Origin of the sequence: Bradyrhizobium amphicarpaeae (genome assembly GCF_002266435.3) — a bacterium.
Lineage (GTDB): Bacteria > Pseudomonadota > Alphaproteobacteria > Rhizobiales > Xanthobacteraceae > Bradyrhizobium > Bradyrhizobium amphicarpaeae.
Genome location: NZ_CP029426.2, coordinates 5,708,417 through 5,728,765 on the forward strand (window position 1 = coordinate 5,708,417; position 20,349 = coordinate 5,728,765).

Annotated in this window: 17 protein-coding genes; 4 read left to right on the top strand and 13 right to left on the bottom strand. The window is 65.2% G+C overall.

Annotation, left to right across the window (positions count from 1 at the left end; translation table 11 throughout):
* Positions 1–15: 15 nt before the first annotated feature.
* The 4 genes from CIT40_RS26725 to CIT40_RS26740 all read right to left on the bottom strand — a co-directional run bounded on the left by CIT40_RS26725 (position 16) and on the right by CIT40_RS26740 (position 6,565).
* Positions 16–1,422 carry an MATE family efflux transporter gene (locus CIT40_RS26725; protein ID WP_162307691.1) on the bottom strand — a complete coding sequence of 469 codons (1,407 nt, stop codon included), beginning with the start codon at positions 1,420–1,422 and terminating at the stop codon, positions 16–18.
* 80 nt (positions 1,423–1,502) lie between these two features.
* Positions 1,503–3,302 (bottom strand): ABC transporter ATP-binding protein, encoded by a 1,800-nt coding sequence (locus CIT40_RS26730; protein WP_094893865.1) that lies wholly within the window; start codon positions 3,300–3,302, stop codon positions 1,503–1,505.
* A 335-nt stretch (positions 3,303–3,637) separates the two neighbouring features.
* On the bottom strand, positions 3,638–5,224 hold the full coding sequence (locus CIT40_RS26735) for a DHA2 family efflux MFS transporter permease subunit (RefSeq protein WP_094893864.1): 1,587 nt from the start codon (positions 5,222–5,224) through the stop codon (positions 3,638–3,640).
* Positions 5,225–5,251: 27 nt separating this feature from the next.
* A complete protein-coding gene (locus CIT40_RS26740; RefSeq protein ID WP_094893863.1) occupies positions 5,252–6,565 on the bottom strand; it encodes an HlyD family secretion protein in 1,314 nt (437 codons plus the stop codon).
* A 197-nt stretch (positions 6,566–6,762) separates the two neighbouring features.
* Between CIT40_RS26740 and CIT40_RS26745 the strand changes: the two genes are divergently transcribed.
* Positions 6,763–7,398: a TetR/AcrR family transcriptional regulator gene (locus CIT40_RS26745; protein WP_094893862.1), complete on the top strand. Its 636-nt coding sequence runs from the start codon at positions 6,763–6,765 to the stop codon at positions 7,396–7,398.
* A gap of 44 nt (positions 7,399–7,442) precedes the next feature.
* On the top strand, positions 7,443–7,778 hold the full coding sequence (locus tag CIT40_RS26750; protein ID WP_094893861.1) for a DUF6665 family protein: 336 nt from the start codon (positions 7,443–7,445) through the stop codon (positions 7,776–7,778).
* A 13-nt stretch (positions 7,779–7,791) separates the two neighbouring features.
* Here CIT40_RS26750 and CIT40_RS26755 read toward each other — a convergent pair whose 3' ends face one another.
* The 7 genes from CIT40_RS26755 to CIT40_RS26785 all read right to left on the bottom strand — a co-directional run bounded on the left by CIT40_RS26755 (position 7,792) and on the right by CIT40_RS26785 (position 15,489).
* On the bottom strand, positions 7,792–8,520 hold the full coding sequence (locus CIT40_RS26755; protein ID WP_244611857.1) for a Crp/Fnr family transcriptional regulator: 729 nt from the start codon (positions 8,518–8,520) through the stop codon (positions 7,792–7,794).
* Between the two features lie 69 nt (positions 8,521–8,589).
* Positions 8,590–9,945: an amidase family protein gene (locus CIT40_RS26760; RefSeq protein WP_094894019.1), complete on the bottom strand. Its 1,356-nt coding sequence runs from the start codon at positions 9,943–9,945 to the stop codon at positions 8,590–8,592.
* Positions 9,946–10,006: 61 nt separating this feature from the next.
* On the bottom strand, positions 10,007–11,014 hold the full coding sequence (locus CIT40_RS26765) for a taurine ABC transporter substrate-binding protein (RefSeq protein WP_094893860.1): 1,008 nt from the start codon (positions 11,012–11,014) through the stop codon (positions 10,007–10,009).
* Between the two features lie 31 nt (positions 11,015–11,045).
* Positions 11,046–11,885 carry an ABC transporter permease gene (locus tag CIT40_RS26770; RefSeq protein WP_094893859.1) on the bottom strand — a complete coding sequence of 280 codons (840 nt, stop codon included), beginning with the start codon at positions 11,883–11,885 and terminating at the stop codon, positions 11,046–11,048.
* Positions 11,882–13,180 (bottom strand): M20 family metallopeptidase, encoded by a 1,299-nt coding sequence (locus CIT40_RS26775; protein WP_094893858.1) that lies wholly within the window; start codon positions 13,178–13,180, stop codon positions 11,882–11,884. The genes CIT40_RS26770 and CIT40_RS26775 overlap by 4 nt, the downstream gene beginning before the upstream one ends.
* A 243-nt stretch (positions 13,181–13,423) precedes the next feature.
* Positions 13,424–14,608, bottom strand: a complete 1,185-nt coding sequence (locus tag CIT40_RS26780) for an extensin-like domain-containing protein (protein WP_094893857.1) — start codon at positions 14,606–14,608, stop codon at positions 13,424–13,426.
* A 455-nt stretch (positions 14,609–15,063) separates the two neighbouring features.
* Complete coding sequence (locus CIT40_RS26785) at positions 15,064–15,489, bottom strand: DUF2147 domain-containing protein (RefSeq protein ID WP_244611858.1); 426 nt, start codon at positions 15,487–15,489, stop codon at positions 15,064–15,066.
* A gap of 648 nt (positions 15,490–16,137) precedes the next feature.
* Between CIT40_RS26785 and CIT40_RS26790 the strand changes: the two genes are divergently transcribed.
* Together CIT40_RS26790 and CIT40_RS26795 are read left to right on the top strand one after the other, a co-directional pair.
* On the top strand, positions 16,138–16,914 hold the full coding sequence (locus tag CIT40_RS26790; RefSeq protein ID WP_094893855.1) for a DUF2147 domain-containing protein: 777 nt from the start codon (positions 16,138–16,140) through the stop codon (positions 16,912–16,914).
* Between the two features lie 258 nt (positions 16,915–17,172).
* Positions 17,173–18,618 carry a FecR family protein gene (locus CIT40_RS26795; RefSeq protein WP_162307898.1) on the top strand — a complete coding sequence of 482 codons (1,446 nt, stop codon included), beginning with the start codon at positions 17,173–17,175 and terminating at the stop codon, positions 18,616–18,618.
* Positions 18,619–18,820: 202 nt separating this feature from the next.
* On the opposite strand, the gene CIT40_RS26800 is transcribed toward CIT40_RS26795, so the two are convergent.
* On the bottom strand, positions 18,821–19,384 hold the full coding sequence (locus CIT40_RS26800; protein ID WP_094893853.1) for an NUDIX hydrolase: 564 nt from the start codon (positions 19,382–19,384) through the stop codon (positions 18,821–18,823).
* Between the two features lie 67 nt (positions 19,385–19,451).
* Positions 19,452–20,315, bottom strand: a complete 864-nt coding sequence (gene asd, locus CIT40_RS26805) for an archaetidylserine decarboxylase (protein ID WP_094893852.1) — start codon at positions 20,313–20,315, stop codon at positions 19,452–19,454.
* Between the last annotated feature and the right edge of the window lie 34 nt (positions 20,316–20,349).

Genomic DNA, 20,349 nt, shown 5'->3' on the forward strand with positions numbered 1-20,349 from the left:
TGGAACAAGCTGCCGTTACGCAGGCTCGCGGGCGAGAGGCGCAACGGGTTCGGCGCTCTCCTGCTCTGGGGCCTTCTCTTTCGGCGCCGAAGTCAGGCGCTTCCCGAACTCGCGGTGCAGCAACCACAGGCTCAAGCCCGCCTGCAACATTGTCGCCGCGACCGACAGGTACCAGACGTATTCCATGCGAAAGCCCGGCCGCGTCGAGAGCCAGATCGCCGGCAGCGAGTAGGTGAACACCCGCGTCGCCGAGCTCAAGAGCACCGGCCTGGTGTTGCCGAGGGCCTGGAACATGCTCGAGCAGGTGAAGATCAGCCCCTGCGCCACCATGTTGAGCGAGATGATCCGCAGAAACAGGTAGGCGATGTCCATCGTCTCGCGGTCGTTCGAGAACCCGGCGAGCAGCAGTTCCGGCTTCAACTGCGCCAGGATCATGAAGCCGGTCATCACGATCGTGACGATCAAAGCGGCCTTGACGATAGTTTCCCGCACGCGCGAAGCGTTGCCTGCGCCGACATTCTGGCCGGCGATCGGCCCGGCTGCCAGCCCGACCGCAAGCGCCGGCATGTTGATCAGGCCGAGCACGCGCTGCCCGATGCCGAAGCCGGCCTGTGCCGCCGCGCCGAAATCACGCAGCACATAGTAGACCACCGCCATGAAGATGAACATCATCGCGAACTCGCCGCCGGCGGGCAGGCCGACGTTGAGAATGCGTTTCAAATGGTGCGGCTGCGGACGCCATTGCGCTGGATTGAAGGCGACATAGCGCTCGACCTTGCGGAAATACGCCAGCAGCATCAGAGCGCCGATGGCGACCGCGATCGAACTCGCCAGCCCCGCGCCGGCGACGCCGAGCGCGTAGCCGGTGCCCCAGCCCGAGATCAGCACCGGCGCCAGCGCGATGTTGATGGCGACCGCGACGATCCGCACCAACATGGCGGGGCGCACGATGCCGGTCGCGCGGAGCGCGGAGGCAATCACTTGCATGACGAATTCCAGAGCGAGCGCCGGCATGAACCACAGCAGATAAATGGTTCCCGCCTCGATCGTGGCCTGGTCCGCGGCGATCGAACGCATGTAGGCGCGCGACAGCACTGCTCCCGCGACCAGCGTCAACAGGCCGAACAGCACCGACAGCGCGACCGCCTGGTTGAAGATCAGATTGGCGTCCGCCCGATCCTTGCGTCCCACGGCATGCGCGATCAGCGCGACCGTGCCGACGCCGAGCACCTGCATCAGCCCGTTGACGAGAAAGCCGGCATTGCCGGCCGCCGCGACACCCGCGACGGCGGCATCGCCCAGGCCCGACACGAAATACAGATCGACCAGCTGGCAGATCATGATCGAGATCATGCCGGCCATGATCGGCGGCGTCATGACCAGGATGTGTCTCACGATGGAGCCGTTCGTCAGGTCTTTCATCTCATTCCATCCTTGACGCATTCCTTGGCGGATTCCTTGGCTGGGCGGCTGCGGGACTTTGGTCCCGCAGCCGTCCAGCCTCACTCCGCCGCTGCGACGTGCCCGAGCTCGACCACCTGGCGCTCGAACAGGCCGCGATAGATGCCTCCCGGCTTGCCCGCGAGCGTGGCATGGGTGCCCTGCTCGACGATCTCGCCGCGATCGAACACCAGGATGCGATCGAGGCTGCGCACCGTCGACAGCCGGTGCGCGATCACGATCGAGGTGCGGCCCTTCATCAACCGCTCCATCGCCTCCTGAATCAACGCCTCGGATTCCGAATCGAGGCTCGATGTCGCCTCGTCCAGGATCAGCACCGGCGCGTCCGCCAGGAAGGCGCGCGCCAGCGCCACGCGCTGCCGCTCGCCGCCCGACAGTTTCACGCCGCGCTCGCCGACCAGCGTGCCATAACCCTTCGGCAGGCGCAGGATGAAGTCGTGCGCATTGGCCAGTCGCGCCGCGTGCTCGATCGCTTCGAGGCTGGCTCCGGGCCGGCCATAAGCGATGTTCTCGGCGAGCGAGCGGTGGAACAGGATCGGGTCCTGCTGCACGATCGCGATCTGGCTGCGCAGCGATTGCTGCGTGGCCAATGCGATGTCCTGTCCGTCAATCAGCACCCGGCCGCCGGTGACGTCGTAGAGCCGCTGCACCAGCTTGACGAAGGTGGTCTTGCCGGAGCCGGAGCGTCCGACCAGGCCGACCCGTTCACCGGCCCGGATCGTCACCGACAGCCCGTCATAGAGCGGCGCGCGATGGCCGCCATAGTGGAACGTCACGTCGTCGAACACGATCTCGCCGCCCTCGATCGCGATCGGCCGCGCATCGGCCGCATCGGCGATGCCGATCGGCTCGGCATGGATCGCCACCAGCTCGTCCATGTCGTTGACCGAGCGCTGGAGGTTGTTGATGTGCATGCCGACATCACGCAAATAGGCGTGGATGATGTAGTAGCTGGTCAGCACATAAGTCACGTCACCGGGCGAGGCGCGTCCCGACATCCACAACAGCACCGCGCCGCCGATCACGGACGTGCGGAGGCAGAGCAGCAGCGACAGCTGCGCCATGGCCGTGTAGTTGTAGCGCAGCCAGGTCCGCCGCACCCGCACCCGCCATCGGTTGATGACACGGGCAAGCCGCGAATCCTCGCGCGCCTCCGCGCCGAACGACTTCACCACCGCGTTGCAGGTCAGGGCATCCGCAAGCGTGCCGCCGACCTTGGTGTCCCAGGCGTTGGAGATGCGCGCGGCCGGCGCGATATAGCGCGTCGAGAACACGACGGTGACGGTGATGTAGAAGAACGCGCCTACCGCGATCACCACGCCGAGCGAGGCCCAGTGCATCCCGATCAGAACCATCGAGCCGATCAACACCAGCAGCGAGGGCGCGAGCGCCATCAGGATGGTGTCGTTGAGCAGGTCGAGCGCCCACATGCCGCGCGTGATCTTGCGCACGGTCGAACCCGCGAAGGAGTTTGCGTGCCAGTCGGTGGAGAAGCGCTGCACACGGATGAAAGCCTCCTGCGCGACGTCCGACATGGTCTTCAGCGTGAACGGCACGATCGCCTGCAGGCCGGTGAGCCGCAGCACCACGGAGGCCGCGCCGAGCGCCACGATGGCGCCGAAGGCAATGAGCGCGGCATGGCGCGCATCGGGATCGGACGGGCCGCGCGTCAGCGCATCGACCAGCCGGCCCGAGAAGACCGGCATGAACAGGTCGGCGATGGTGGCACCCAGCAGGCCGCCGGCCACGATCAGGCCCCGTCCCGGCTGCTTCAGCCAGTGCCGGAACACGAAGGGCAGCACCAGACGGATCGCCGCGGGCCTTTTTGACGGAATGGTCATGACATCATCCGGCCGCTTGGCGGGCCGGCTCCATCGATGGACGCAGATCGGCCGCGAGGGCCAAGACGGCGTCACTTGAAGTTGGTTTTGACTTGGAAGAGAAGCGATCGGAACGCGTGGTCTAAACCCGGGTCCAATCGAAGCTGGCGGAAGAGGCCTCTAGCAGGCCGCGTACATCCCGAACCAGGCCATCATCGAGCGCGGGCGTACGATCTGCGAATGCGACGAAATCATGCAAATCTCTCCCCGGTTCGAATGAATGAGGCGCGCTTTATAGATGCGCCGTTTGCAATTTGCAACGGGGCCCGCGCGAAATCACGGACGAGTGTTGCAAATTAGTGCGCGTCGCCACCAGCACCGAACGGCGACGGCGGCCTCTTCAGCAGCACCACCAGGAAGCTGAGAGAGAGATAGAACAGCGCCAGGATAAAGAACGCATCGCCAAAGCTCATCACTACAGCCTGACGATGAACCAGCTGGGAGAGCTGCTTCATCGCCATCAGCGTTGAATCGCCAAGGCCCTGAAATTTCTGCATGAACATGCTGAGGGTTTCGGTGGCGGTGGCGTTGCCCCAGGTCACGCGCTCCTGCAAGCGGGTGATATGGAGGTCGGTGCGGTCGTTGAGCACGGTGTTGATGACGGCAAGGCCGAGCGCGCCGCCGAGATTGCGCATCAGATTGAACACGCCGCTCGCGTTCTTCACCTTGTCGGGGGGCAGCGTGCCGAGTGCGACGTTGTTGGTCGGGACCATCGCGAACATCATGCCGACGCCGCGCAGGATTTGCGGCACCAGCAATTCATAGAAATCATAGTCCCGCGTGATCCAGGTCATCTGGTAGGAGCCGAGTGCGAACACGACGAGACCGAACGCGATCATGTAGCGCATGTCGAATTTCGCCATGAGCCGGCCGACCAGCGGCGCCACCAGGAACATGGTGATGCCGGAGACGAACATGGTGTCGCCGATCATCAGCGCGCTGTAGCCGCGCACCTCGGCGAGATAGCGCGGATAGATGTAGGTCAGGCCATAGAGCCCGATGCCGATGCAGAACTGCAACGTGCAGCCCACGGCGAAATTGCGGTCGGAGAACGTGCGCAAATTGACGATCGGTTCGGCGGCCGTGAAGACGCGCCAGAAAAAGGCGATCGCCGAGATCGCGCAGATCCAGGCGCAGATCGCAACCGAGGTGTCCTGCATCCATTCATATTGCGGCCCCTCTTCCAGCACGTATTCCAGCGTGCCGAGGAAGCCGGCCATGAACGTCAGGCCCCACCAGTCGAAGCGGTCGAGCAGCTCGAAATGCGGCTCGTCGAAATCGACCAGCGCCAGCACGCCGAGGGTAATGCCGATGCCGGGCACGACGTTGATGAAGAACAGCCAGTGCCACGACATCAGGTCCGTGATGTAGCCGCCGACCGTCGGCCCGATCGTGGGCGCCAGCGTCGCGACCAGCCCGATGATGGGGCCGACGATGTGGAATTTCGTGCGCGGGAACACGGTGTAGGCCGAGGCGAACACCGTCGGGATCATGCCGGCGCCGAGGAATCCCTGAAGCGCGCGCCAGAGGATCATCTGCTCGATGGTGGTGGCGAAGCCACAGAGCAGGCTCGAGGCGGTGAAGCCGGCCGCGGAGATCGCGAACAGCAGCCGCGTGCCGAAGGCGCGCGACAGGAAACCCGACAACGGGATCGCGATGACCTCGGCGATCAGATAGGCGGTCTGGACCCAGGAGACTTCGCTGGAGCTCGCCGACAGGCCCGCCTGGATCTCGCTGAGGGAGGCCGAGACGATCTGGATGTCCAAGATCGACATGAACATCCCGAACACCATGATGATGAACGCGAACAGCCGCTTCGGCGCGATGCGCTCCGAAGCGGGATTCGCGATCATGGCGGGTGAAGCGGTGGTGGCGTTGGCCATCGTCCGACCTCGCAATGCGCGGGTTGTCTACTGCGGGTGGATCGCGGTGGGATCGTCGAGGTCGACCTCGCTGTCGGCGTCGGCCGCGCCCTTGTTGGTGTCGACGGTCGCATAGACCGACATGCCGGCACGGAGCAGGTTCTGCTTCGCCACCGACTTCGGCACGCGGATGCGGACCGGCACGCGCTGCACAATCTTGGTAAAATTGCCGGTGGCGTTGTCGGGCGGCAGCAGCGTGAACACCGAGCCCGAGCCCGCCGCGATGCTGTCGACGACACCGGAGAACTTGCGCATGCCGTAGGCATCGACCTTGATCGTCACCGGCTGGCCGGGACGAATGCGCTTGAGCTGGGTTTCCTTGAAATTGGCATCGATATAGACGTCGTCGAGCGGCACGATGTTGCCGAGGCGCTGGCCGACCGCGACGAAGTCGCCGGTGTTGACCAGGCGATTGGAGAACGTGCCGCCAACCGGCGCACGCACCGCGGTGAAGGCCAGATCGCGCTCCGCCTTGGCGAGCGTGGTCTTGAGCTCGGCGAGTTGGGCCTGCGCTTCGGCCTGCTGCGCCTTGGCGACGTCGACGTTGCTGATTGCAACGTCGTAGGCGGCCTGCGCGGCCTTGACCGCGGCGGCGCCCTGGTCGCGTCCGGCTTCCGAGCTCTCGAATACGGCTCGCGAGGCAAACCCTTTGTTGCTCAACGCCTGCTGGCGCTCATAGTCGAGATCGGCGCGCTTGAGGCCCGCCTCGGCCGAGGCGAGCTGTGCCTTGGCCTGGGCGACCTGGCTGTCGAGCGCGGCGACCTGGCGGCCGATGCGATCGATGGTGGCCTGCTGGGTCGCGATCCTGGTCGCGGCGGCGTCGACCGCGATCTTGTAGTCGCCGTCGTCGATGCGGAAGACGATGTCGCCCGCTTTCACCGCCGTGTTGTCGCCGGCGAGGATCGAGGCGATGTGGCCGGCAACGCGCGCGCCCAGCATGGTGTTGTTGGCGCGGACATAGGCGTCATCGGTGGAGATGTAGAAGCGTCCGACCAGCGTATAGTAGCCGGCATAGCTCGCGGCCGCGAGCGCCAGCACGAGGCCGACGCCCATCAGGACGAATTTGCGCTTGCCGGATTTGGGGGCGCCGGCGGCCGGTGCGTTAGGCTCAGGTGCGGCCGGCTTGTCGGTCACGGGCTTCTCCGGCGCCTCGGCGGTGCGGCGCTTGGCTTCCTCGGCCAAGTGAGACCGCAATTGCTCGGCAAGCGGCGCGGCGTTCTCGATCGCAGCATCGCCGTCCGCGTGCGCCTCCACCGTTTCCTCGCGAAGGACGCGCGCAACCTGGTCTCTCGATACGGCCATAAAAGGCCTCCCCAAAAAAGCGCGATCAAGGAGGCAGCCGGCATGCGGCCTGCTCCCTCTCGCCAATCCAAATATCATTGACCGAACGGTTCGGTCAATATACATAATATTCCCGGCTGGACCCTACTGACGAGAATCCTTTATTCGGGTTTCATGGCCGCAGACCCGATTCAAAAACCTGCCGAGACCCTGAACCAATGGTTGTAGCCGGCCGCGATCATCTGCACGTCATCCAGGAGGAGGACGGCTCCAAACGTCGCCAGATCCTGGACGGTGCCCGTAAGGTGTTCATGGATCTGGGGTTTGACGGCGCCAGCATGGGCGAGATCGCGCGCGCGGCGCAGGTCTCCAAGGGCACGCTCTACGTCTACTTCGCCGACAAATGCGCGCTGTTCGAAGCCATCCTCGAGCAGGAGGCGCTCCAGCACGGCCAGGTCGTGTTCAGTTTCGATCCCGCGCGCGATGCCGAGACCACGTTGAAGGAATTCGGCCTCGCCTATCTTCATTTGGTCTGCCGGCCCGGTGGCGGATCGGCGATCCGCACCGTGATGGCGATCGCCGAACGCATGCCGGATGTCGGCCGCCGCTACTATGCGCGCGTGCTCGACAAAAGCATCAACCGCCTCTCCGCCTTCCTCCAGGCTCGTGTCGCTTCCGGCAATCTCGAGATCGGCGATTGCGACCTCGCCGCCTCGCAGTTCATGGAGCTGTGCAAGGCCTCCCTCTTCCTGCCCTTCGTATTCCAGGCCGCGCCCGCGCCGTCGGAGGAGCGCATGACCGAGGTGGTCGACAGCGCAACGCGGATGTTCCTGGCGGCGTATCGGGCGAAGTAGCCGCGCGTTGCGCGGACCGGTCAGGCGGCACTATATTTGCGGCCATGTCCCGTGACCTTCGCCCGCCCGTCGATATCCTCCACTACGAGATCGTCCAGGAGCAAGCCTCAGCGCTCGGGCGGATGGGGCGCACACTCGAACAGGCACTGACACGCTTGCGCGAATTCGACGCCGCTCATGCGCAATCGGATTTGGCGCCATTGCAGCAGCAGGCCAGGCGCAAGCTGGTGCTCGAAGCTGGTCAGGCACTCTGGATGTTCGTGGTGCAGCGTGAAGCATCCGGCTTGCGCGACAGCCGCCACATCATGCGCACCTACAACGTGCCGGGCGAGGTGCAGCTCTGCATGGGCCTGGTTCCGACCAACGCGTCCTCGAAGTGACGACGAGAACGCTTTAGTCGGTCACCTGCTTCCTCAACGCCGCGAGATCGTTGACGACCATCTTCGTCGGACCGGTCGTGATGATCCCGTCATCCTGAAGGCGGTTGAGGATCAGGCTGATCGACTGCCGCGTCGCGCCGATCATGCGGGCGAGATTGGCCTGCGTGATGCGGCCGAGCGAGATTGGGCCGCTCTCGTCCTGCGCGGCATTCTCGCAAAGCTTGACCAGCAGCAGCACCAGCCGTTCCGCCGCCTTCTGCCCCGCCAGTGTCTGCGCCAGCATCGAATAGGTCTCGCCCTTGAAACCGAGACATTCGATCAGCGCGACAGCGAACGAGGGGGACTGCCCGATCAAACGGCGTAGCGAGTCCTGGTCGAGGTGAAGGGCCTCGACCCGGCCGAGCGCGCGCGCCGACCAGCTATGCCGGTGGTCGCCGAGAATATAGGGGGCACCCACAAAGTCGCCGGCCTCCCACGTCGCCAGCATCAATTCGCGACCTTGCGTGCCGGCATGCGTACTTTCGACGATGCCGCTAAGAATGACGTGGATGCCGTTCGCCGGCTCGCCTTCCCGCAACAAATATTCGCGGTTCTGGTAGGTCACCAACCTGCCGGTCCGCATCACCAGGTCCAGGTCAGGCTTGCCCAGGGCCTTCAGCACGTAGCGACCGGTGCCGCGTGGGGCCTCCTCGCAGGACTGACCGGGATCGGTGACCTCATGGGCATGACCGCGCCCCACCATCTGTCTCCCCTCGAGTGACGCCTCGAAGGCTAGGAGGTCTCGGAGCGGATTGCAACGCGGCGTGAACGCTCAATGCCCGACCGCCGAATCGGTGAATGCACGGGCGAGGTCAGCCAGCAGACGCTCGCGCCCGGCCGGAGCCAGGAACGTTACACCGTAGGGCACCCCTGCCCCGGTCATCGCGTTCGGAACCGCAATCGCAGCGAGGCCGAGCGGGTTGGCGTAATTCGTGTAGTAGCCGTTGTTGAAGTTGGCCGTCAGCGGATCGCGCGCCACATCTTGGATGCGCAGCACCGTTCCGACGGTTGGCACGACCAAAGCGTCATGGGCGTCCCAGAAAGCGCGAAGGCCGCGCTGGACCTCCTTGACTGCATAGGACGCGCGATAAGCATCAGCTGCAGAGAACTTCCGGCTGCCGAGGACGATATCGCGCACGATCTTGACCCCCGCATCGGGATGAGCATCGAGAAACGCACCGATCGAAACGTCGCGCTCCGCAAGGAACGGACCGAAGAACATGAGATCGTTGATCGAGGTGAACGGCGAAAAATCGACGGCTACGACCGGCAGATCGAGCCGGCGCAGCCGATGCAATGCGTCGCCGAACAGTCTCTCCGTCTCCGGGTTGCCGAAGAATTTGAGCTGATCGAGGCGCGGCGTGGCGATCCTCAGCGGCCGCGCGGGCGACGCCTGCTCTGTCCATCCGGCGCACTCCAACGGCGAAAAGCTATCGGCGGGATCGCGGCGCGCCAGCACGCGATACACGTCGTACCCGTCGGATGGATCGCGCGTGTAAAGCGAGATGGTGTCGAAGCTCCGGCACGCATAGACCATGCCGCGCTGGCTGAAAGCTCCCGGCGCTGGCTTGAAGCCGGTCACGCCGCAATAGGATGCGGGCACCCTGCCCGACCCGCCGGTGTCAGTTCCGAACGCGAAGGACGATGTGCCCGTTGCGACCGACACCGCCGCGCCCGAGCTGGAGCCGCCAGGAATGTAGTCCGGATTGTGCGGATTGCGTGCGATGCCATAAGGCGAGCGGACACCAACGAGCCCGGTCGCGAACTGGTCCATGTTGGTCTTGCCGACATAGATTGCGCCGGCCGAAACGGCGTCAGCCACCACCGGACTGGTCTCGTTCGCCACATAGGCGAATTCGGGACAGGCCGACGTCGTCTGCTCCCCTGCGACGTCGATGCAATCCTTCACCGAGAAGACGAGCCCATAGAGCGGCAACTTATCGATCTCACCGATGCGCGCGTCGAGCGCACGCGCAGCGGCCATGACGTTCCCGGGACTTGCCGTCGATATCCAGACACCGCTCTGGTCGGCGCCATTCAGACGCGACAGCACATGCGCGGCGACGTCGGACGGCCGGAAGCTGCCGCTGCGATAGGCGGCGCGGAGTTTGCGGGGCGAGATATCCATGTCGGTCACGTGCTTGCAAGGACAGGAGGTGCCGGCGAGAACGAGGCCGCCGGCACCGGTTTTAGCGGCCGATCACCTTCTCGATATAGGCCGGCTGGATGAAAGCCTCGAAGTCGGCACGCGGCAACAGCTTCGGCAGACGCTCCTGCTTCACCAGGAAATCGGCAGTCGAGACCAGCGTGTCGACGAACTTGCCCTTCTTCGCGGACGTGCCGAGATACTCGTCCGTGAGCTGCTTGCTGCAGGGGACCATCCCGGTGCCCTTCATCATGCGCGTCGCGTCCTCGAGCGGAAGGGAAAGCTCCTCCGCGATGATCTCGGCGGTCTTGTCCGGGTTCTTGAGCCAGAAATCGATACCTTCGCATTCGGCCTTGACGAACTTCTCGACGTAGGACGGATATTTCTGCGCGAACGCGTTCATGACGACGCCGATGTCCCAGGTCGGGTAGCCGCGCTTCGCCATCTCGCCCGAGGTAACGAGGATCTTGCCGCCATTCTTCACGGCCTTGTCGAGATTTGGCTCCCAGAACCAGGCGGCGTCGATGTCGCCGCGAAGCCAGGCCGCCGCAATGTCCGACGGCGCGAGGTCGATAATCTTCATCGATGCGGGATCGACACCTTCGTCCTTCAAAGCCTGGAGCAGCAGATAGTGTGTCGTCGAACCGAAGGGCGCGGCGACGGTCTTGCCCTTGAGGTCCTTGAGCGAGGTGATGTTCTTGTCGGCACGAACCACCATTGATTCGACATAGTCGAGCATGTTGATGACGAGGATGCCCTTGATCGGCAGGGCCCGGGTCGCGCCGATCGCGGTCGGTGGGTTGCCGAGGCCGCCGAAGTCGACGTCATTGCCGGCGATCGCGCGCAGCATGTCGCCGCCACCACCAACCTTCACGTATTTGATGTCGACGCCCGGCATCTCCTTGGCGAGCAGGCCGAGATGCTTGGTAACGAGCTGGGCATTCACCAGATTCAGATAGCCGACGGTCACTTTCGCCGGCTTGTCTTCGGCGCGCAGAGTGGACGTGAACGCGAGCGTGGCAAGTGCGAGCGTGGCAACAAATCTCTTCATCGTATCGATCCCCCTCGATCAGGATTGGATTTCAGGCCCATGGCATCAACAGTTTCGCGATCCCGCGCATGATGAGATCGAGCACGACGCCGGTTAGGCCAAGCACGATCAGGCCCATGATCACGACGTCGGACAGCAGGAACTTTGCAGCATCCCAGATCATCCAGCCGATGCCAGCTGATGCCGCGACGATCTCGGCAGCGACCAGAACGGTGTAGGTGAAACCGAGCGAGATGCGCATGCCGGCCAGGATCAAAGGCCCTGCGGCTGGCAGATAGACGTGGAACAGCAGATGGCGCCGGGTCGCGCCGAGTGACTGTGCGGCACGCACGTAGACGGGATCGACGCTCGTCACGGCCTGGATCGTCGAGATGACGATACCGGGCAAACCGGCAAGGAACAGCAGCGACAGCTTCGAGCTCTCGCCGATGCCGAGCCACATCACGAGCAATGTATAGAGTCCGAGCGGCGGCAGCGGCCGGTAGAATTCGATCAGCGGATTGAGCAGCGCGCGGGCGTTGCGCGACACGCCCATGAGGACGCCGAGCGGAATGCCGACGAGGCAGGCCAGCGCGAAAGCCGTCAGGATGCGATACAGACTGGCGCCGAGATGCTGGAGCAGCGTCGCGCCCTGGTAACCCTTCGTCATCGTCTTGATGAACGCTGCCCAGACCGCTTGCGGCTTCGGCAGGAACAACTCGTTGGCCCAGCCCGTCTCCGTGACGATGGCCCAGCAGGCCAGCAGCATGGCAATCGTGAGCATCGAGAGCAGGACCGATCGCGAGACCTTCGGGACCCTCAGCCGCAGATTGCCGCGCCGCGTGCGATCTGCCGAGATCGGAATGGCCATGTGGCTTGCCTCGACGCTCATGCACGCACGCCCAGGATCTGCATGACGGTCAGCGCATAGATCCGCGTCGCCATCACCGACTTGGTGATCGAGATGTTCTCGTTGTCGACGGCCCAGCCGTCCTCGCCGGGCCCGAACGTCACTGCGTTGATGCCGGCCTCACGAAAGCGGATCGTGTCGTTGAACGCGTTCTTGCGGTTGACGCCGGGTTCGCGGCCCATCAGGCGCCGATAGACCGCGCGCAGGGAGCGGCAAGGCTCTTCCTCGACCGGCACCGGTTCGGTCGCGTTGACGAACAGCGAGCCGGGCACCTGGCGCACCCCGACCTTGACGTCGTTGACGCCCGCGAATGTCTGCTGCCCGAGACGCTCGATGTCGGAGATCACGCTTCCGAGCGTCATGCCCGGCACGATGCCGACCACCGCGAGCGTGATCGTGCAGGCATCGGGTGAGAACTGCATCTCGCCGGGCAGGCCGCCGCGGATACGGACCACCGAGCAGCAGGGCGGCGTGTGTCCCATGAACTTGCTGGGCACGTGCGTGAAAGCCATCTCCTTCAGCTTCGGCAGCAGCTTCGCGGCCTCCATGATGGCGTTGACGCTGATGTCGGGGCGCCAGATATGCGACTTGATGCCTTCGACCGTGACCTCGACCAGGCAGTGGCCGGAATTCGCCACCGAGAGGTTCATGCCCCAATCCTTGCTGACGTCGCCCCACGCAGTCGGCTCGGCGGTGATCTCGTAGTCGGCAGTGAGGCCGACCTTGTTCAGCATGTAGATCGAGCCCTCGGTGCCGTTGCGCTCCTCATCGACGGTGTAGCAGCACATCAAGGTGCCATCGAATATCACGCCCTCTTCGATCAGCGCCTGCACCGCGAGCAGCGAGGCCGCAAGATTGCCGCGGGTGTCGGAGGTACCGCGCGCGTAGAGCAGATCGCCGTGGCGCGTGGCCTTGAACGGATCGAAATCGGTCATGTGCCATTTCTCGGGCTCGGCCACCGGATAAGTGTCGAGGTGATCGTTGAGGATCAGCGACGGCGCACCCTCCCGTCCTTTCAGCACGCCGAGAACATTCGGCCGGTGCGGTTGCGCGCTATGCTTGGTGACCACCATGCCGAGGGCTTCGAGCTTGCCCGCGACCAGCATGGAGATGGCCTCCTCCTCGGCAGGCGGCAGATCCGGATCGAGCGGATTGCCGGAGCGCGGCTGTCCCGTGCGGATCAGCTCCGATGCCAGCTCAAGCCAGCGCTCCTCCGTGATGCGCGACAGCACGCGCTGCTCGAGATCCGAATAATGCGGGGTGACAGACATCTGCATGACGGGTTCCGATGGCTCACAGCGCCGGCAGCGCCGCTTCGTTGCAGCACCTCAATGCAGCGAATGTGCCAACCACGGGAAAAGCCCGTCGGCGCGCGAATAGCGATAACTATTCAATGGCTTGACTGAAAATCACGACCGCGCAAATTTTTGCGCGCCAACTACGCTTTGCCGAACACACAGCGCTGCTTGAACAGACCGGTCTCAGCGGGTGGGCGGCCGGTCCAGACCCGGCGAAGGCACCTAGTCGTCGGCGTAGTCGTCTTCCTCGCGCTTGCGCGTCGCGCTCTTGCGCACACCGAGCGAACCGGTGACTGAGGTTTCGTGCGCATTGGCATAGGGGCGGCGCGACTGCGCACGCGAGGCGACCTCTTCGCCCGAGACGGCGGCGGGCTGGCAGATCAGGCGGCGGCTGGCGCGGCGCATCAGATCGACGTGGATGTGATCGTAGTGATAGACGTTCGACCCCGGCGCGAGCACCGTGGTGAAATGCGCGCAGGCGCCGGACTGCACGTCGCGCAAGAATCCCTGCTCCTCCGGCATGCCCCGCCAGCCGTCCTTCACGGTGACGCGGCGGCCGTCGGCGAGCACGAAGGCGGCGATGTCGAGCGCGTTGCCGAAGGCGTGCTCGGAGATGTGAGAATGCGGATTGCCGTTCATGCCGCGGCAGGAATAGGCGGAGATCTGCTTGATCTCGGCGACGCGGACGCCGAACCAGCGCATCGCAGACGGCTGCACCGTGTCGGCGAGCCAGCGGTCGAGTTCGGACACGATCGGACAGGCGAGCGTCGCGGTCGGCTTGATCGCGACCGGACCGACGGCCGTGACGGGATTGCCCTGCGCGGGACCAAGGCGCGGCGGCGGCTGGGCGGGTGCCTGCGAGTACGGTGCCGGTCGCGCCGGATAGCTCGGCGAATTCATGTAGCGCGCCGCGCCCGCGGCATCGGTGCCGTCGGGCGGCAGGTCGATCTCATCCTCCTGCGCCGCCACGCCGGGCGCATTCAGCGACACCGGCCCGGACGATGCACCATAGCCGGCTGGCTGGCGCACCGCGGCTTCAGGATAATTCGAGCGTTGCGGATAGGACGACGCCGGATAATTCGACCGCGGCTGTGTTACCGGCCAGCGCGGCTGGCCGCCGATGCTGCCGGGCGGGCGCAGCTCTTCGTCGGCAAAGCCGTAGCTGCTCGAGGCCTCGCCGATGGCGGCGACCTTGAGCGGAAACTCGGCGCCGCACATGCCGGGCCCGGAGATCGGGTCGATCCGGACGAGGTCCGGCCCCTCTTTCACCGCGCCCGATTTCAGGCAAGCGGCTTCAGCCTCGGCCCGCCACGGTTCGCGTTCGGCCTGGAAGAAGCCGCGTCCGCAACCCGCTAGCGAAACAAGGACGATGGAGCCGACGAGATACAAACGAACTCCGCGCGTCATGCACGCACGTTGGGTGAATTTACTTAAAGACTCTTCAACACGTTGATTTCAGGGTTCTTTAACCATAAGGCCCCGCGCGTGCCGGGGCGCCGGCAGGACCGAGCGACAGCAGGGCTGACTTTTTCGCAAGGCCACTCTCTGTTAACCATGAGGCCAGCGCGCAAAGCGGCGCGCATGGAGGAAGCGATCTCATGACGTTCGCCGGGAGACTGAGCGTAGTCACCGCGTACCTCGCCATGGCCTTCGTCGGCGCCATCGTGATCGGCATGATCTAGCGGCTCATCAAGGGCCGTTCTTCTTCCTTCCCCCCTTGTGGGAGAAGGTGGCGCGAAGCGCCGGATGAGGCGTCTGCTTCAAGCGAGTGCCGCAGGGTGAGCAAAGGCGGACTTGCGCCGTGCCCACCATCTGGCAGTTCAATTCGAGATGAATCGTGGGCACGCTTCGCTTTGCCCACCCTACGACCGCGCGCTCCATTGCCGCGACGTCGTCATCATTTGCTCGCGCGGCTCCTCGACCCGCGTCCAGTCGTTGCCCGAGCACCAGAAGCGGCCGATCGCGCAGGCCTCGACATAGAGCCTGCCGGAGCTCTTCAGCGTCATCCTTCCGTAATAGGTGCGTCCGCTGGTGCGACTGTAAATGCTGCCGGTCCAGACGTCGTGCGATTTCGGCTTCATGTTGACGAGCACACTCTCGCCCCGGCTCAAGGCCTCGGTCAGCGCAAAACCGCACAGGGCAGGTCCACATCGTTCGATCCGAACCGTGCCCTTGGCGCCGACACTCTCCCATTCGCCGAGCGCCGTATAGCCCGGCTCGTCGTCGCTACGCTCTGCGATCGGTGCCGCCTGTTTGATGTCTGGCTTCGCAACGGCTGGCGGCTCCATGTGCGGCGGATCGAGGTGCGGCAACTCAATCCTTGGCGGACTGGGGCTCAGCGCCTCGGGTCTTGACGTCTCGAGTCTTGACGTCTCGAGTCTTGGGGCCGGCGGCGGCACAACCGGCTGCGACATGGTCGCGGCAAGGACGGGGGCTGGAGCGGGCGGCGGTGTTGCGACATATGTCGCCGGTGCTGGCCGGGCGGGAGCAACCGAGACCGGCTGTGGCGCTTGGACCACCGGCGCAGGCGTAGGCGGCGCGGCCGGCCTCGCGTCGGCATCCTCGGAGGGTCGAAGGCTGCGATTGGAGATTGAAACGCAGGACGCGGATCGGCAACTCTTGGGCGCCTCGACGTGAAAGCGGTGGCCGCCGATCGAGAAGGAATAGGAGCCGGCCTCGGCCGCGGGCGAAGTCGCCAGCAGTGCGATCAAGGTGCCAAGCGAAGTCGCAAGCCGTTTCATCCACGCCTCCCTGAGTGCAGCCACGAGCTTATGCAGAGGATCTTCCGCTGAATGTGCGCTTCCTCACCCAGACCGCGCGCCACCGTTGTGATCCCCATCACAGAACGCCGGGCGGCCCCGGCGTAGGGTCGAACCACGCTTCATCCACCAGCGACTTCAGTCCATATCGGGACCGCGCCATTTTCGGAGGTTGTCATGAACAAGCTCGCCATCGCCGCCACCGCGCTCTTTCTGGCCTCGACCGCCGCCGCCCACGCCGGCGGCAACACGATCGCATTCCAGATCGAGGGCCAGCACATCCGCATCGAGACGCCGCGCAATTGCGCCTCACTCAACTGCGTGACCATCGTTGCACCCGGCCTGTCGGACAAGCCGATCAAGTTGAACAACATCAACCTGAAGGGCCTTGGCGGCTCCAAGGACGATGACGACACCACACCAAGCACGACGACTGCACAGCCCGCGCCGGCTCCGGTGCAGCAGGCGCCAGTGCAGGCGACTGCACCGGCCGCGCCCGCCGTCACGGCTCCCGCCGCTCCGGCCCCGACGGTTGCCGCCGCGCCGTCGGTCGGCTTCGACGCCAACACGCAGCCGGCGCCCGTCGCGGCTCCTGCTCCGGCCCCCGCGCCGGTCGCAATTGCTCCTGCGCCCGCTCCCGCCCCTGTGGCCGCCGCGCCCGTGGTCGTCGCCAACTCGCCGATCGGCGTCTGGGCAACCGAAGAGAACAAGGGCAACGTCCGGGTCGAGCAGTGCGGCGCCAATCTCTGCGGCTACGCCGCGAAGACCAATGAGCGCATCCTGATCAACATGAAGCCCGAGGGTTCGAAGTGGAGCGGCCGCATCCACGATCCCGACTCCGGCCGCAATTACGACTCGACCATCGCGATGAAGGGCCCGAATGCGATGCGCGTGCAGGGCTGCGCCTTCGGCGGCATGTTCTGCGGCGGCCAGACCTGGAAGCGCGTGAGCTGACACGCCGAGCGCACAATTCCTCGTCATGCCCGGGCTTGTCCCGGGCATCCACGTTCTAAACGTCGTACGTCAAGACGTGGATGGCCGGGTCAAGCCCGGCCATGACGATGCGGAGACAGCTAGTCCCTCGTTAGCATAGCGCGCCCTTTGATCGTTCGTCGCTCCCGTACGACGCATGTTCATCCGCCATTCAGGTCCCCCCGGCTGATATCAACCGATCTCGCCTCGCGTTCTCACCGGGACTTCTTCGTGACATCCATGCTGGCCTGGCGCCGCTTCGTGTTCGCGCTCATGCTGCCGGCTTTGCCGGTGGCAGGCAGCAGCGTGGCTCGCGCGTCCGAGACAATCGAGCTCGCGCAGACGCAGCCACAAGCTCAGCCGTCCCCTGCTCCCTCCCCGGCGCCCTCCGCTTCGCCAACGCCTGCCGCGGACGCACAACCCGCCGCGGTCGAGCCGATTGGCAACGTTGCGACCGTCACGGGGATCGCCACCGTGATCCGTGACAAGAATTCCTATCCTCTGCGCGTGCGCGACGACATCTATCTCAACGACGTGGTGCAGACCTCGTCGAACTCCTCGCTCGGCATCACCTTCGACGATGCCACCACGTTCAATCTCTCCGCCTCCTCGAAGATCACCATCGACAATTACGTCTACGAGGACGGCGGCAAGCAGAACTCCGCGATCTTCGACGTCGGCAAGGGCACGGTCGCCTTCGTCGCGGCCGCCGTGGCGAAGACCGGCGACATGAAGATCACGACCCCGACCGCGACGCTCGGCATCCGCGGCACCACCGGCGTCGTCGACGTGCCGGAGGGCGCGGCAGCGAGCAGCGCGCGCAACGTCAACATCAAGCTCTATCCCGATGCCGACGGCCGCGTCGGCCACATCGACGTCGACGACCGCAGCAGCGGCACGCGGCTCGGCGCGCTGACGCAAGGCGCCAGCGGCTTTGCGATCCGGCCCGGCGCGGCCACTGCCGGAATCATGCGCTTCGCCGCGGTGCCGATCACGATTCCCGCACAGCAGATCGCGCGCGACCGCGGCTTCGTCGGCCAGGTGCATCTGGCGCAGACCACCGGACGCCAGATCGTCACCGAACAGCGCGACTTCCGCCGGGCCAATCCGGCCGCGGTCAGCCGCATTCCGCGGCCGGTCCAACCGCCGCAGCAACAGCAATTGCGGCCGGCGACCGCACCTGGCCAACAGCCGCAGCGGCCGAACGGCCAGCCCGGCCAGAACATCCGTCCGGGTCAGCAACCGCCGGGCACGCCAGGCCGGCAAGGCGCGCAGCCGCCGCAACGGCAAGGCCAGCAAGGCGGCGCCGTGCAACCGGGCACGCCGCGTGCGGGCCAGGGTCAGCAGCAACAAGGGCAACAGCAACGCGGTCAGCGCCAAGGTGCAGGACAACCGGCCGGCGCACCGCGCACCGGACCAGGCACGCCGCCCCGCGGCGCGCCGCAGACGCAGCCGTCACGCACCGGCCCGCCTAACGTGCAACCCGGCGGGGCCCTGCCGCCGCAGCCGGCGACGACGCCACAGCCGCAAACCCCGCGCACCGGATTGCAACCGGGCCTACCGCCCGCGGCTCAACAGCCGGGCGTGCAGCGACCAGGCAGCTTCCAGCAGCGCCTCCCTGCCGCACAACGGCCCGCCGCGCCGCGCAAGCCGGCACCCGCGAGGGAGAAGAAAGAGCGGCGGTGACTCTTCTTCCCTTCTACCCTTGTGGGAGAAGGTGGCGCGGAGCGCCGGATGAGGGGTATCTATCCGCAAATTCAAACGTGAGAGATTTGCACGCGGAGAGAGACCCCTCACCCGTCTCGCCGCTACGCGGCGATCCACCCTCTCCCACAGGGGGAGAGGGAGTGCACCCTCAACGCGGCGCAATAATTCTGTGCCAAAAATCTCACGCCTCGCCGCGCAGCCAGGCTTTCACTTTCTGCAGCAGACCATGCCGCAGCTCGTCGACGGAGGCGGCTTCGGCCGGCGTCAAAGTCTGCAGCGTTGCATCGATATCGTCGGCGGCGAGCGTCGGCTCGGGCGCGGGCAGCGCCGTCAGCCCCGCTGCCGCAAGCGCGATCGGGCCGATCTGGGTCAGGAAGGCGCGCTCATATTCGCGCGACAGGCGCGCGAGCGCATCGTCGAGCGTCAGCCAGTCGACCGCCTTGATGTCGTTCATCAGCTTGCGGATCGGACCGCCCTCGACCTCCATGCGCCAGAAATGCACGACCTTGGTCCGCCCGCCGGACTGGTAGACGAGCGTGCCCAGGAATTCATGGATGGCGACGTCGTGCCCGGTTTCCTCGAGCACCTCGCGGTGCGCCGCCTGCTTCGGCGTCTCGCCGTCGTCGAGCTTGCCCTTGGGCAAAACCCATTCGTTGCGCTTGCGCTGGCGCACGACCGCGATCAGCGGCGGCGCACCACGCCGCAGCACAATACCACCCGCCGCCATCACCGGCGCCCGCGCCATCGCTCGAATCCGTGTCGATCTATCGTCCCCGCCGAGGATATAGGCGGCGGGGACGGCGGATTGAAGGCTACTTTTTCCTCAACAGCGCTTGACCGGCGCGAATGCGCGTGCCCTCGGCGATGCCGTCGCAGAAGGTGAAATCGCCGGGCGCGAGGATGATGATGGTCGAGCCGTGCTCGAACCAGCCGAGCTCCTCGCCCTTGGCCACGTTGACGTCGCAGGGGAAATTGACCGGGCCGTGGGACTGCGCGTTCAGCACCATGTCGAGGAAGTGCAGGCGGATGCTGGCGACCAGGATCGCGGCGACCGGCACCAGCGTCACGGCTTCGCCGGTCGAAAGCTTCGTCCGGATCACCGCGCGCTCGTTCTTGCAGAACAGACGCTCGACCCGCTTCAGCGCGATCGGGTTGACATTCCAGACATCGCCATGGATCAGCGTGACCCGCTCGACATGCGCGTCGAAAGGCGCATGGAAGCGGTGATACATGCTCGAGGTCAACCGCAGCGTGACGAAGGAGCCGTTGCGGTGCTGGTCGACCAGCGCGGAATCGCCGAGCAGGTCGAGCAGCGAATAGGGGGCGCCCTTGACCTGAAATAGTTCGGTGTCGGCGATCCTACCATGGGCACCGACGATGCCGTCGGAGGGACTCGCGACAACGGACGGATCCGGATCGAAGGGACGCAGGCCCGGCTTGAGCTCCCGGGTGAAGCAATCGTGCAGGCTCGTGAAATGATCTTTCCGCGCCTCCGACAGATCGAGGTCGGAGAACAACTTCCACAGCGCGATCGAGGCGTCCCGCACCAGCGGGTTCTCGATCTTGGAGAACCAGCCCATGAAGCGGGTCAGGGCCGCGCGGGGGATGCGGTTGGTCAACAGGAAGTTGAGGTCTTCCTGCTGGGTGAAAGAGGCGATGATGGCTTTGACTGTCATGAATCTGTCAGCTCACAGTATTAGCGCTTGTTGT

What these genes read in the sequence shown, in the direction of transcription:
- CIT40_RS26725 (WP_162307691.1), bottom strand. Translation starts at nt 1,422, where the DNA reads ATGAAAGACCTGACGAACGGCTCCATCGTGAGACACATCCTGGTCATG.
- CIT40_RS26730 (WP_094893865.1), bottom strand. Translation starts at nt 3,302, where the DNA reads ATGACCATTCCGTCAAAAAGGCCCGCGGCGATCCGTCTGGTGCTGCCC.
- CIT40_RS26735 (WP_094893864.1), bottom strand. Translation starts at nt 5,224, where the DNA reads ATGGCCAACGCCACCACCGCTTCACCCGCCATGATCGCGAATCCCGCT.
- CIT40_RS26740 (WP_094893863.1), bottom strand. Translation starts at nt 6,565, where the DNA reads ATGGCCGTATCGAGAGACCAGGTTGCGCGCGTCCTTCGCGAGGAAACG.
- CIT40_RS26745 (WP_094893862.1), top strand. Translation starts at nt 6,763, where the DNA reads ATGGTTGTAGCCGGCCGCGATCATCTGCACGTCATCCAGGAGGAGGAC.
- CIT40_RS26750 (WP_094893861.1), top strand. Translation starts at nt 7,443, where the DNA reads ATGTCCCGTGACCTTCGCCCGCCCGTCGATATCCTCCACTACGAGATC.
- CIT40_RS26755 (WP_244611857.1), bottom strand. Translation starts at nt 8,520, where the DNA reads ATGGTGGGGCGCGGTCATGCCCATGAGGTCACCGATCCCGGTCAGTCC.
- CIT40_RS26760 (WP_094894019.1), bottom strand. Translation starts at nt 9,945, where the DNA reads ATGGATATCTCGCCCCGCAAACTCCGCGCCGCCTATCGCAGCGGCAGC.
- CIT40_RS26765 (WP_094893860.1), bottom strand. Translation starts at nt 11,014, where the DNA reads ATGAAGAGATTTGTTGCCACGCTCGCACTTGCCACGCTCGCGTTCACG.
- CIT40_RS26770 (WP_094893859.1), bottom strand. Translation starts at nt 11,885, where the DNA reads ATGAGCGTCGAGGCAAGCCACATGGCCATTCCGATCTCGGCAGATCGC.
- CIT40_RS26775 (WP_094893858.1), bottom strand. Translation starts at nt 13,180, where the DNA reads ATGCAGATGTCTGTCACCCCGCATTATTCGGATCTCGAGCAGCGCGTG.
- CIT40_RS26780 (WP_094893857.1), bottom strand. Translation starts at nt 14,608, where the DNA reads ATGACGCGCGGAGTTCGTTTGTATCTCGTCGGCTCCATCGTCCTTGTT.
- CIT40_RS26785 (WP_244611858.1), bottom strand. Translation starts at nt 15,489, where the DNA reads ATGGAGCCGCCAGCCGTTGCGAAGCCAGACATCAAACAGGCGGCACCG.
- CIT40_RS26790 (WP_094893855.1), top strand. Translation starts at nt 16,138, where the DNA reads ATGAACAAGCTCGCCATCGCCGCCACCGCGCTCTTTCTGGCCTCGACC.
- CIT40_RS26795 (WP_162307898.1), top strand. Translation starts at nt 17,173, where the DNA reads ATGCTGGCCTGGCGCCGCTTCGTGTTCGCGCTCATGCTGCCGGCTTTG.
- CIT40_RS26800 (WP_094893853.1), bottom strand. Translation starts at nt 19,384, where the DNA reads ATGGCGCGGGCGCCGGTGATGGCGGCGGGTGGTATTGTGCTGCGGCGT.
- asd (WP_094893852.1), bottom strand. Translation starts at nt 20,315, where the DNA reads ATGACAGTCAAAGCCATCATCGCCTCTTTCACCCAGCAGGAAGACCTC.